The sequence below is a fragment of the Micromonospora sp. WMMD980 genome (assembly GCF_029626035.1).
Lineage (GTDB): Bacteria > Actinomycetota > Actinomycetes > Mycobacteriales > Micromonosporaceae > Micromonospora.
Genome location: NZ_JARUBE010000003.1, coordinates 5,049,745 through 5,061,900 on the forward strand (window position 1 = coordinate 5,049,745; position 12,156 = coordinate 5,061,900).

A 12,156-nucleotide genomic window follows, 5' to 3' on the forward strand; every position below is an offset into this window, starting at 1 on the left:
TTACCCCCCGTGTCCGGCCGCTGCCGCCGCCCGCGCCGCCACCGGCAGGGCGGCGGCGATCTGCTCCCACGCGGCGTCGTCGATCGCCGCCGAGACGAACCACGACTCGAACGCGCTCGGCGGCAGGTAGACGCCGGCGGCGAGCATCGCGTGGAAGAACGCCTTGAACGCCGGCACCTGCTGGGTGCGGGCGCTGTCGTAGTCGCGCACCTCGGCGTCGGTGAAGAAGACCGAGAACATGTTGCCCGCGGTGGAGAGGCGGTGCGGCACGCCGGCCGCGGCCAGCGCCTCGGTGACGAGCCTGCCCAGCGCGGCGGACGTCTCGTCGAGACGCCGGTAGAGCGCGTCGTCGGCCAGCCGCAGCGTGGCCAGCCCGGCCGCGCAGGCGAGCGGGTTCCCGGAGAGCGTGCCGGCCTGGTAGACCGGGCCGGCCGGGGCCAGCCTCGCCATGATCTCCGCGCGGCCGCCGAACGCCGCGGCGGGCAGGCCGCCACCCATGACCTTCCCGTACGTCCACAGGTCGGCGTCGGACGGGTCGAGGCCGTGCCAGCCGGCCCGGGAGACCCTGAACCCGGTCATCACCTCGTCGACGATCAGCAGCGCGCCGTGCGCGTGCGCGATCCGGGCCAGGTCGGCGTTGAAGCCGTCCCGGGGCGCGATCACGCCCATGTTGCCGGCCGCCGCCTCGGTGATGACCGCCGCGATGTGCGGGCCCTCGGCGGCGAACGCTTCCTCGACCGCGCGCAGGTCGTTGTAGGGCAGCACGATCGTGTCGCCGGCCGCCGCACCGGTCACGCCGGGCGAGTCGGGCAGGCCGAACGTGGCCACGCCGGAGCCGGCGGCGGCGAGCAGCGCGTCGGAGTGGCCGTGGTAGCAGCCGGCGAACTTGATGATCTTGGCGCGGCCGGTGAAGCCGCGGGCCAGCCGGATCGCCGACATGGTCGCCTCGGTGCCGGAGTTGACCAGGCGCACCTGCTCCAGCGGCGTCCGCGCGACGATCTCCTCGGCCAGATCGACCTCGCCCGGGGTGGGCGTGCCGAAGCTGGTGCCCAGCGCGGCGGCCTCGCGCAGCGCCTCCACCACCGCCGGGTGGGCATGGCCGAGGATCAGCGGGCCCCAGGAGCAGACCAGGTCGACGTAGCGGCGACCGTCGGCGTCGAAGAGCCAGGGGCCCTCGCCCCGGACCATGAAGCGCGGGGTGCCACCGACGGCGCGGAACGCGCGCACGGGGGAGTTCACCCCGCCGGGCACGAGTGCCTTGGCGCGGTCGAACAGGGCCTCGGAGGCCGGAGCGTCGGCCGGGTAGCGGCCGGATCCGGCGGACAGGGTCTCGGTCACGATGTCGCCATTGTGTCAGCGCCGGCCGGCCCGCCGGCAGCCACCCCGCAACGGGGGTAACCCGGCTCACCCCTCGTCGGGTGGCGGGTGCGCCGGCCACGACCCGCTCGACAGGCCCGTTCGCCGGGATCGCGATAGGCTGACCGGGTGGATCGTGCCGAACTGTCCATCACCGTGCACCGGACGGGTGACGAAGCCGTGCTTCGCCTGGCCGGTGAGATCGACATGCTCACGGCCGCCCAGCTCTCGACGGTGGTCAACGAGGTGCTGGCCGACCCGCCGCCGCGCATCGTGCTCGACCTCGGCGGCGTCACCTTCTGCGACTCCCAGGGCCTCGGCACCCTGGTGGTGCTCAGCCGTAAGGCCAGCCACATGCAGTGCGTGCTGATGCTGAGCAACGTCGGCGACTTCCTGATCCGCGTCCTCGACATCACCGGCCTCCGCAGCGCCCTGATGATCCGCTGACCCCTCCCACCCCACCTCCCCCGCCGATCTTGCACTTTCGGCCCTCGACATGGGCTCCTTGTCGCTTTTGCCGGCGCAGAAAGTGCAAGATCGACGGGGTTGGTGGTCAAAGGACGGGGATGTCGCGGCGGCGGAAGGTGAGCAGGCCGGCGACGGTCAGGGCGGCGGCCAGGGCGGTCAGCAGGAACAGCGGGGTCGCGCTCCACGCGTCGCGCAGCACCTGGGGGGTGTGCGTGAACGGGGACAGGTCCAGCAGCCACTGGTCGAGTTCCAGCACCGCGCCGAGCTGGCCGAGCAGCACGCAGACCGCCAGCACCGCCCAGGCGGCCGACGCGAACCGGGGCAGCAGGCCATGGAGCAGCACGGCGAGCCCGGCCAGCACCCAGGCGGCCGGCGCCTGGGCCAGGCCCGCGCCGAGCATCCGACCCACCTGCCGGGGCACGTCGCCCACGCTGAACCCGTAGGTCAGGCCGGTGGTCAGCCCGGTCACGGCGAGCACCACGACCGGCCCGAGCAGCGCGAATGCCGCGTGTGAGAGCAGCCAGGTCGAGCGGCGCGTACCGGTGGCGAGCACCGGCTCCGCCCGGCCGGCGGACTCCTCGGCGCGCATCCGCAGCGCGGCCTGGATGCCGTACCCGGCCACGGCCAGCCCGGCGATGCTCAGCGTGGCGCCCAGGTAGGCGTCGGCCAGCCCGGAGGCCCCGCCGATCCGGGCCATGATCTGTTCGAGCTGCGGGTTCCCCTCCACCGACCGGCCGGCCGCCTCGGCGGCGCCGCCGAGGATCAGCCCGAGCAGGCCGAACCCGACCGACCACCACAGGATCTGCCCCCGGTGCAGCCGCCAGGCCAGGCCGAACGGGCCGGACAGGGCGCCACCGGCGGTGGCCGGGCCGAGCCGGGGCGGCAGCACGCCGGCGCCCAGGTCGCGGCGGACCGAGACCGGGTACGCGAGTGCCGCGAGCAGCACCGTGGCGGCCAGCGGCAGCAGCGGCACCCACCACCGCTCCCCCTCGTAGGGCCGGACCCGGGCCGCCCAGCCCAGCGGGGAGAGCCAGCTCGGCCAGTCGTTGCCGGCGGTGTCGCCGACCAGGCGCAGCCCGAACGCGGCGCCGAGGCCGGCGATGCCGATCCCCCGCGCCCCGCCGGCGTTCTCGGTGAGCTGTGCGGCCAGCCCGCCGAGCGTGGCGAAGACCATCCCGGTCAGCGCGGCGACGAGGCCGTACGCGGACGAGCCGGCGGCCGGCAGGCCGGTGGCGTGCAGGCCAGCGGCGGTGAGCAACCCGAGCAGCGCGTCGGCCGCGTACGTGACGAGCAGCGCGGCGGTCAGCCCGGCGTACCGGCCGAGCACGCTGCCGCCGAGCAGTTCCCGCCGGCCGGCCTCCTCCTCGGTGCGGGTGTGCCGGATCACCGTGAGCAGGCTGGCCAGCGCCACGATCACCAGCAGGAATCCGCTGCGCTGGACGGTCAGCGCGCCCACGCTGTCGCCGTAGACCGGGCCCAGCAGCGCGACGATGGACGGGTTGCGGGCGGTCCCCTCGGTGTACGCGGCCCGCTCGGCGGCGGTGGGGAACAGCTCGAAGAAGCTGGCCGCGTAGGACACCGGCAGCAGGGCGAGGACGAGCACCCAGATCGGCAGCAGGACGCGGTCCCGGCGCAGGATCAACCGGATCAGGTGCCGGGTTCCGGCGAGCGTGCTCACGAGTTCGCCCCCTCGGGAACCGCCTCGTAGTGCCGCAGGAACAGCTCCTCGAGCGTCGGCGGCGTGCTGACCAGGCTGCGGACGCCCAGCTCGGTGAGGCGGCGCAGCGCGGCGTCGAGCGCGGCGGCGTCCACGTCGAAGCGGACCCGGTGCCCGTCGACCCGCAGGTCGTGCACGCCGGGCAGGTCGGCCAGCCCGTCGAGCGGCGCGGTGACCTCGGCGTCGATCGCGGTGCGGTGCAGGTGGCGCAGGTCGCCGAGGGTGCCGGACTCGACCGCCCGGCCGGCCCGGATGATCGTCACCCGGTCGCAGAGCGCCTCCACCTCGGCCAGGATGTGGCTGGAGAGCAGCACGGTGCGGCCGTCGTGGCGGGCCCGCCGGACCCAGTGCTGGAACACCTCCTCCATCAGCGGGTCGAGCCCGGAGGTCGGCTCGTCCAGGATGAGCAGCTCTACGTCGGAGGCGAGCGCGGCCACCAGGCCGACCTTCTGCCGGTTGCCCTTCGAGTAGGTGCGGCCCTTCTTGCGCGGGTCCAGCTCGAACGACTCCAGCAGTTCGGCGCGCCGTCCCGGGTCGAGCCCGCCGCGCATCCGGCCGAGCAGGTCGATCACCTCGCCGCCGCTGAGATTGGGCCAGAGCGTGACGTCGCCGGGCACGTACGCGAGCCGCCGGTGCAGGGCGACGGCGTCCCGCCAGGGGTCGCCGCCGAGCAGTCGGACGGCCCCCGCGTCCGCCCGCAGCAGGCCGAGCAGCACCCGGATGGTGGTGGACTTCCCGGAGCCGTTGGGGCCCAGGAAGCCGTGCACCTCGCCGGTGCGGGCGGTGAGGTCGAGGCCGTCGAGCGCTCGGGTGCGGCCGAACGTCTTCACCAGGCCGGACACCTCGATGGTGGTTTCCATGCTTCGGAAGCTACACTCATTTCAGAAAGTTGTGAAGACTGTAGAATCACAGGGTGACTGTCGAGGAGCCGACCATGAACGAGCCGCCCCGGCCCGACGAGGAGGAGGTCCACCTCTTCGTCGAACGGATGGCGATGGCCTTCGCCGACGTGGGCTTCCCCCGGATGGCCGCCCGGGTGCTGTTCACCGTCATGAGCGCCGACGACCCGCTCACCGCCGGCGAGATCGCCGAGCGGTTGGACGTCAGCGCGGCGGCCGTGAGCGGCGCGGTGCGCTACCTCACCCAGTTCGCGATGCTGGTCCGCGAGCCGGTCAAGGGCTCCCGGCGCGACCGCTACCGGATGCCGGACAATCCCTGGTACGAGGCCACCATCACCAAGACCACGCTCTACCGGAACTTCATCGACATCGCCGGCGGCGGGGTCGACGCACTGCGCGGCCGACACACCCCGGCCGGCGAGCGGGTCGCCGAGATGCGGGACTTCTTCTGCTTCGTACAGGAGGAGGTGGAGGCGCTCGGCGACCGCTGGCGGGCCCGACGCGCCGCGACCGGGCACGGCGGCCCGGCCGGCTGACCCTCAGCGGGTGTTGCCCCAGCGGGCCTGCTCCAACAGGTCCGCCGCCCGCTCCCGGGCCGACGGGTCGTCGTCGGCGCGCAGCAACGCGGTCGCCGCGTCCACCGCCTCGGTCAGCCGCCGCCACTGCACGTCCCGCTCCCGCACCAGGTCCGACTGGGCGGCGAGCTGCCGGGTCTTCACCCACAGCTCCACGAAGACCGACACCTTCGCCCGCAGCACCCACGGATCGAAGGGCTTGGTCAGGTAGTCGACCGCGCCCACCGCGTAGCCACGCAACGCGAGCTGGGCGTCCTTGTCCGCCGCGGTGAGGAAGATGATCGGTACGTGCCGGGTCCGCTCCCGCCGCTTGATGTGGGTGGCGGTCTCGAAGCCGTCCATGTCCGGCATCTGGGCGTCCAGCAGGATCACCGCGAAGTCGTCCACGAGCAACTGCTTGAGCGCGGCCTCACCGCTCTCCACCGCGACCGACTGCACCGGGAGCCCCTGGAGGATCGCCTCCAGCGCCATCAGGTTCTCCCGCCGGTCGTCCACCAGCAGCGCCTTGGCCGTCTGCGTCACGCGTTCTCCTCGCCTCTGCTGCGGCCGATCCAGGACGCCATCAGCCCGATCAGCTCGTCCAGGTCCACCGGCTTGGTGATGTAGTCGCTGCCGCCGGCCGCCAACGCCGACTCCCGGTCGCCGGGCATCGCCTTGGCGGTCAGAAACACGATCGGCAGGTCCGCGAAGCGGTGGTTGCGGCGGATCTGCGCGGTCGTCTCGTATCCGTCCTGGTCGGGCATCATGGCGTCCATCAGCACGATGTCCACCTCCGGATGCTCGGCGAGCTGGCGCACGCCGTCCGCCCCGTTGTCCGAGTACAACACGGTCATCCCGTGCAACTCCAACGCGGACGTCAGCGCGAACACGTTCCGCACGTCGTCGTCGATGATCAGGACGGTGACGCCGTCCAGCCGGCGGGTCGCCGGGGTCTCCTGCGGTCGCGGCAGCTCCATCGGCATGAGCAGCGACGACGGCAGGCCCGCGCGGCTCGGCGACGGCGGCGCCGGCGCCACCACCGCGTCCGGCGCCAACACATCGGGTACGAAGAGAGTGAACGTCGAGCCCTGACCGGGCGCGGACGACACGGTGATCGTGCCGCCGAGCAGGCGGGCCAGGTCCCGGCTGATCGACAGGCCCAGCCCGGTGCCGCCGTAGCGCCGGCTGGTCGTGCCGTCGGCCTGCTGGAACGCCTCGAAGATCAGCGACAGCTTGTCGTCCGAGACGCCGATCCCGGTGTCGATCACGGTGAACGCGATCACCCGCTGGGCGTTGGTCAGCGCCGGCACGTCGAAGACCGCGTTCTCGGCGGCCGGCCCGATGCGCAGGGTCACCGCACCGTTGTCGGTGAACTTCACCGCGTTGGAGAGCAGGTTGCGCAGAATCTGCTGCAACCGCTGGGCGTCGGTGACCAGGGCCGGCGGCAGCTCGCGGCTCACCCGGACCTGGAAGTCGAGGCCCTTCTCCTCGGCCTGCGGCGCGAACGCCTGCTCCACGTAGCCGCGGATCTCGGCGAACTGGATCTCGGTGGGCTCCACGTCCATCCGGCCCGCCTCGATCTTGGAAAGGTCGAGGATATCGTCGATCAGCGACAGGAGGTCCGAGCCGGCGCCGTGGATGGTCCGGGCGAACTCGATCTGCTTCGGGCTCAGGTTGCGCTCCGGGTTCTCGGCGAGCAGCCGGGCCAGCAGGAGCAACGAGTTCAGCGGCGTACGCAGCTCGTGGCTCATGTTCGCCAGGAACTCCGACTTGTACGCCGAAGCCCGGGTGAGCTGCTGCGCCTTCTCCTCCAGGCCGAGCCGGGCCAGCTCGATCTCCCGGTTCTGCGTCTCGATGTTGGCCTTCTGCTCCGACAGCAGCTTCGCCTTGTCCTCCAGTTCGGCGTTGGTGCGCTGCAACTCCGCCGACTGGTCCTGCATCTCGTGCGCCAGCCGCTGCGACTGCGCCAGCAGCTCCTCCGTACGCCGGTTGGCCTGAATGGTGTTGACCGCGACCCCGATGGTGAGCACCAGCCGCTCCAGGAACGCCAGGTGCAGGTCGGAGAAGGTGGTCACGCCGGCGAACTCGATCACGCCGAGCAACTCCCCCTCGAACAGCACCGGCAGCACCACCAGGTCGGCCGGGGGCGTGTCGGCCAGCCCGGAACGGACCACCAACCGACCGTTCGGCTGCGCCTTGACCCGGATCGTGCGGCGCGACAGCGCGGCCTGCCCGACCAGCCCCTCACCGGGACCGAAGGTGACGTCGTGGCCGCGGGCCACGTAGCCGTAGGACGCGGTGAGCCGCAGCCGCATGCTGCCCTCGGAGCTGTCCGCCAGGAAGAACGCGCCGAGCTGCGCGTCGACCAGCGGGGTCACCTCCATCATGATCATGCGGCAGACCTCGCCCAGATCCCGCTGGCCCTGCAACAGACCGCCGATGCGGGCCAGGTTGGAGTCGAGCCAGCCCTGCTCGGCGTTCTTCTTGGTCGTCTCCCGGAGGGTGACGATCATCTGGTTGATGTTGTCCTTCAGGTCGGCGACCTCGCCCTGCGCCTTCACGTTGATCCGCTGGGTCAGGTCACCGCGCGTCACCGAGGTGGAGACCTGCGCGATGGCGCGCAGCTGGGTGGTCAGCGTCGAGGCGAGCTGGTTGACGTTCTCGGTGAGGTCGCGCCAGGTGCCAGAGACGCCGCGCACCTGCGCCTGGCCGCCGAGCTTGCCCTCGGTGCCCACCTCACGGGCCACCCGGGTCACCTCGTCGGCGAACGACGAGAGCTGGTCCACCATCGTGTTGACGGTGTTCTTCAGCTCCAGGATCTCGCCCTGCGCGTCCACCGTGATCTTCTGCCCCAGGTCACCCCTCGCCACCGCGGTGGTGACCGAAGCGATGTTGCGGACCTGGCTGGTCAGGTTCGAGCCCATCGAGTTCACGTTGTCGGTCAGGTCCCGCCAGGTGCCGGAGACGCCCTTCACCTGGGCCTGGCCGCCGAGCTTGCCCTCGGTGCCCACCTCGCGTGCCACCCGCGTCACCTCGTCGGCGAACGACGAGAGCTGGTCCACCATCGTGTTCACCGTCGACTTCAGCTCCAGGATCTCGCCCTGCGCGTCCACCGTGATCTTCTGGCTCAGGTCGCCCTTGGCGACCGCGGTCGACACCTGGGCGATGTTCCGCACCTGGGCGGTCAGGTTCGACGCCATCGAGTTCACGTTGTCGGTGAGATCACGCCACGTGCCGGCGACGCCGCGCACCTGGGCCTGGCCGCCGAGCTTGCCCTCGGTGCCCACCTCGCGCGCCACCCGCGTCACCTCGTCGGCGAACGACGAGAGCTGGTCCACCATCGTGTTCACCGTCGACTTCAGCTCCAGGATCTCGCCCCGGGCGTCCACCGTGATCTTCTGCGACAGGTCGCCCTTCGCCACCGCCGTGGTCACCGACGCGATGTTGCGGACCTGACTGGTCAGGTTCGACGCCATCGAGTTCACGTTGTCCGTGAGATCACGCCACGTGCCGGAGACGCCCTTCACCTGGGCCTGACCGCCGAGCTTGCCCTCGGTGCCCACCTCACGCGCCACCCGGGTCACCTCGTCCGCGAACGACGAGAGCTGGTCCACCATCGTGTTGACGGTGTTCTTCAGCTCCAGGATCTCGCCCTGCGCGTCCACCGTGATCTTCTGGCCCAGGTCGCCCTTCGCCACCGCGGTGGAGACCTGCGAGATGTTGCGGACCTGGCTGGTCAGGTTGCCGGCGAGCTGGTTGACGTTCTCGGTGAGGTCGCGCCAGGTGCCGGAGACGCCGCGCACCTGCGCCTGACCGCCCAGCTTGCCCTCGATGCCCACCTCACGCGCCACCCGGGTCACCTCGTCCGCGAACGACGAGAGCTGGTCCACCATCGTGTTGACGGTGTCCTTCAGCTCCAGGATCTCGCCCTGCGCGGCCACCGTGATCTTCTGCGACAGGTCGCCCTTGGCCACCGCGGTGGACACCTGGGCGATGTTGCGGACCTGGCTGGTCAGGTTCGACGCCATCGAGTTGACGTTGTCGGTGAGGTCCTTCCAGGTGCCGGCCACGCCCGGCACCTGCGCCTGGCCACCCAGCTTGCCCTCGGTGCCCACCTCACGGGCCACCCGGGTCACCTGCTCGGCGAAGAGGCGGAGCGTGTCGGTGAGGGAGTTCATCGTGTCGGCCAGCTCGGCCACCTCGCCGCGCGCCCCGACGGTGATCTTCTGCGACAGGTCACCCTTCGCCACCGCGGTCGCCACCTGGGAGATCGACCGCACCTGGCCGGTCAGGTTCGACGCCATGGTGTTCACCGAGTCGGTGAGGTCCTTCCAGGTGCCGGCCGCGCCCCGCACGTCGGCCTGACCGCCGAGCTTGCCCTCGGTGCCCACCTCACGGGCCACCCGCGTCACCTCGTCGGCGAACGACGAGAGCTGGTCGACCATCGTGTTCACGGTCCGGCCGATGCGCAGGTATTCGCCCCGCAGCGGCCGCCCGTCGATCTCCAGCGCCATGTGCTGGGACAGGTCGCCGTCGGCCACCGCGACGATGACCCGGGCGATCTCGGTGGTCGGCCGGCCCAGGTCGTCGATCAGCGAGTTGACCGCCCGCTGCCCCTCCGCCCAGGAGCCCTCCAGGCCCTCGTCGTCGAGCCGCTCGGTGAGCCGCCCGTCCCGCCCGACGATCCGGCTGATCCGGCGCAGGTCAAGGTGCTGCCGCTCCTGGAGCGACACCACGTCGTTGAAGGCGTCGGCCACCTCGCCGTGCAGCCCCGCCCGGCGCGGCAGGCGCACCCGGAGGTCGCCCCGGGCCACCCGCTGCAGCGCCTCGACCAGCTCGCCGAGGAGCACCTCGTGGTCGGACGCGGACGGATCCGCGGTCACCGACTGTTTCGCCGTGGTCATCATTCCTCGCTCAGCTCGGGGCCCACCGGCTCGTGCCGACACGCGGCCATCCCATCATTCTGCCGCGCGATCCGTCGAGGTCACCGCCGGCTGATGGCGCGTCACGCGCGGTATCCGCCCGGATCGCCGGTTCTGCCCCCGGAGCTTTGCACCCGGGGCGGCGGCGGTGGAGGATACGAAGGTGTCAGCGGAGGTGGAGCCGGCCCACGGCGGCGGCGCGGACGAGCACGTCCGACGGGTGCGCCTTCCCGCCGACCGACGCACCCCGGCCGCGGCCCGGGCGCTGGTGCGCGCCATGCTCCTCGAAGCCGGCCTGCCCGAGCTGCTGAACGAGGCGTTGCTGCTCACCACCGAGCTGACCACCAACGCGGTCGAGCACGCGCGCACCGAACTGGACATCGAGGTCGAGGCCGACCCGGCCGGGTTCACCGTCACGGTCACCGACTTCGCCTCCGGCCCGGTCGACGAACTCGTCGTCGGGGTGCGCAACACCACATCCGACATCACCGAGGTGGCCGCGCGCGGGCGTGGTCTGCTGCTCGTCGACCACTTCGCCAGCCGGTGGGGCACCACCTACCTGCCCTCCGGCAAAGGCGTCTGGTTCCGCCTCGACCGTCCCGGCCTGCACGGGCCCGTCCGACCGGCCGCCGCACCGGCCTGGGCGACGGTCCAGACCGCCGACGAGGGCACCCCGAGCGCCGCCGCGATGAGCGAGCTGATGCAGACCGGCCCCGACCCCTACGCCGACGACCCGCTGCCCGAGTTCGCCGCCGCGCTGCTGACCCGGGTGGCCGAGATGGTGGGCGCCGCCGGCGGTACGGTCCGGCTGGACCGTGGCGACGGGCTGGGCGCCCAGGTGTTCGCCCGCCACGGCCGGCCGCCTCGCGACGACAACGAGGTGCTGCGCGTCCCGCTCGCCGTGCACCGCCCGTACGCCGGCGAGCTGGAGCTGGACGCGGCCCCCTCGACCTACGCCCGGCCGCTGGCCGTGCTCGCCGCCGAGCGGCTCTCGCTGCACCTGGAGAACGACCGGCTGCGCCGGGCCGACGTCCGCCGCTCCTCCTGGCTGACCTTCCTCGCCGAGGCGAGCGAGTTGCTCGCCCAGTCGCTCGACGTCGAGCTGACGATGGCACTCGTCCCGCAGCTCGTGGTGCCCCGGCTCGGCCAGTGGTGTGCGGTGCACACCACCGACGAGTGGGGGCGGCTGCGCCTCGCCGCGTCCAGCCACGCCGACGAGACGATGCTCCCCCACCTGCACCGGGTCCTGGCCGAGACCGGCCCGGACTCGATCCAGGCCCGGCTGCGCGAGGCGTCCCGCAGCCTGAACCAGATGCCGTTGGGCGCGCCGATGGAGGGCTTCGCCGTCCCGCTGATCGCCCGCGGGCAGCGGCTCGGCACCCTTGCGGTGGGCCGGCACCAACGGCACCGGCACGACCCGGACGAGGTGGCGGTGCTGGAGGACGTGGCCCGGCGGGCGGCGCTGGCCATCGAGAACGCCCGCATCCACGCCGAGCGCCGCCGGGTCGCGCAGACCCTCCAGCAGTCGCTGCTGCCGCCGGTGCTCCCGGTGGTCGAGGGCATCGGCCTCGCCGCGGAATACGTCCCGACCGGCGACGACGCCGAGGTCGGCGGCGACTTCTATGACGTGGTGCCGCTGCCGGACGGCCGCTGGCTGGTGGTGGTCGGTGACGTCTCCGGCAAGGGCGTGCAGGCAGCCGCCGTGACCGGCCTGGTCCGGGACGTGATCAGGGTGCTGGTGGGCGACGGCAAGCCGCTGCCCGAGGTGCTCGGCCGGCTCAACGAGACGCTCGTCGAGCGTGGCGGCGGGCGCTACTGCACGCTGGCGCTGGCCGCGGTCGCGCCCGGCGACGGCGACCAGCTCGACGTCGCCCTGCACCTGGCCGGCCACGACCGCCCCGTGCTGCTGCACGGGGGTGGCGGCGCGACGTTCGTCGGCACCGGCGGCACGGCGCTCGGCCTGCTCGACACGATCACCACCCCGACGGCGGAGCTGGCGCTCAAGCCCGGCGACGCGTTGATCTTCTATACCGACGGGGTGACCGAGCGGCGACGCGGCCGGGAGCTGTTCGGCACCGAGCGGTTGCGCGAGTCGGCGGCGCCGCTGGCCGGCTACTCGGCCGACGTGGTCGCCGCGCGGCTGCGCGCCGCCACCATCGCATTCTCCGCCGAACCCCCGCGCGACGACATCGCCGTCCTGGTCCTCCGCAACGACACCCTCTGACGCGGCCCCCGACCGG

8 protein-coding genes are annotated in these 12,156 nt (G+C 72.5%); 3 read left to right on the forward strand and 5 right to left on the reverse strand.

Features of this window, described 5'->3' with window-relative positions; all coding sequences use genetic code 11:
• Entirely contained in the window at window positions 1–1,338 is a 1,338-nt protein-coding gene (gene hemL / locus O7618_RS23765; protein ID WP_278108336.1) for a glutamate-1-semialdehyde 2,1-aminomutase, read from the reverse strand.
• Between the two features lie 147 nt (window positions 1,339–1,485).
• On the opposite strand from hemL, the gene O7618_RS23770 reads away from it, so the two are divergent.
• The gene (locus O7618_RS23770; RefSeq protein ID WP_091062954.1) at window positions 1,486–1,803 is read left to right on the forward strand and encodes an STAS domain-containing protein; all 318 of its coding nucleotides are present in this window, start codon (window positions 1,486–1,488) and stop codon (window positions 1,801–1,803) included.
• Between the two features lie 106 nt (window positions 1,804–1,909).
• On the opposite strand, the gene O7618_RS23775 is transcribed toward O7618_RS23770, so the two are convergent.
• Together O7618_RS23775 and O7618_RS23780 are read right to left on the reverse strand one after the other, a co-directional pair.
• Entirely contained in the window at window positions 1,910–3,502 is a 1,593-nt protein-coding gene (locus O7618_RS23775) for an ABC transporter permease (protein ID WP_278108337.1), read from the reverse strand.
• Window positions 3,499–4,401 carry an ABC transporter ATP-binding protein gene (locus O7618_RS23780; protein ID WP_278108338.1) on the reverse strand — a complete coding sequence of 301 codons (903 nt, stop codon included), beginning with the start codon at window positions 4,399–4,401 and terminating at the stop codon, window positions 3,499–3,501. The genes O7618_RS23775 and O7618_RS23780 overlap by 4 nt, the downstream gene beginning before the upstream one ends.
• 53 nt (window positions 4,402–4,454) lie before the next feature.
• On the opposite strand from O7618_RS23780, the gene O7618_RS23785 reads away from it, so the two are divergent.
• Window positions 4,455–4,976 (forward strand): MarR family transcriptional regulator, encoded by a 522-nt coding sequence (locus O7618_RS23785; protein ID WP_278108339.1) that lies wholly within the window; start codon window positions 4,455–4,457, stop codon window positions 4,974–4,976.
• A gap of 3 nt (window positions 4,977–4,979) precedes the next feature.
• On the opposite strand, the gene O7618_RS23790 is transcribed toward O7618_RS23785, so the two are convergent.
• Window positions 4,980–5,537 carry a response regulator gene (locus O7618_RS23790; RefSeq protein ID WP_278108341.1) on the reverse strand — a complete coding sequence of 186 codons (558 nt, stop codon included), beginning with the start codon at window positions 5,535–5,537 and terminating at the stop codon, window positions 4,980–4,982.
• Window positions 5,534–9,898: a HAMP domain-containing protein gene (locus O7618_RS23795; RefSeq protein ID WP_278108342.1), complete on the reverse strand. Its 4,365-nt coding sequence runs from the start codon at window positions 9,896–9,898 to the stop codon at window positions 5,534–5,536. The genes O7618_RS23790 and O7618_RS23795 overlap by 4 nt, the downstream gene beginning before the upstream one ends.
• A 181-nt stretch (window positions 9,899–10,079) precedes the next feature.
• Here O7618_RS23795 and O7618_RS23800 point away from each other — a divergent pair, with 181 nt between their 5' ends.
• Window positions 10,080–12,140 (forward strand): SpoIIE family protein phosphatase, encoded by a 2,061-nt coding sequence (locus O7618_RS23800; RefSeq protein ID WP_278108344.1) that lies wholly within the window; start codon window positions 10,080–10,082, stop codon window positions 12,138–12,140.
• The last annotated feature ends 16 nt before the right edge of the window (window positions 12,141–12,156 follow it).

What these genes read in the sequence shown, in the direction of transcription:
- O7618_RS23780 (WP_278108338.1), bottom strand. Translation starts at nt 4,401, where the DNA reads ATGGAAACCACCATCGAGGTGTCCGGCCTGGTGAAGACGTTCGGCCGC.
- O7618_RS23795 (WP_278108342.1), bottom strand. Translation starts at nt 9,898, where the DNA reads ATGACCACGGCGAAACAGTCGGTGACCGCGGATCCGTCCGCGTCCGAC.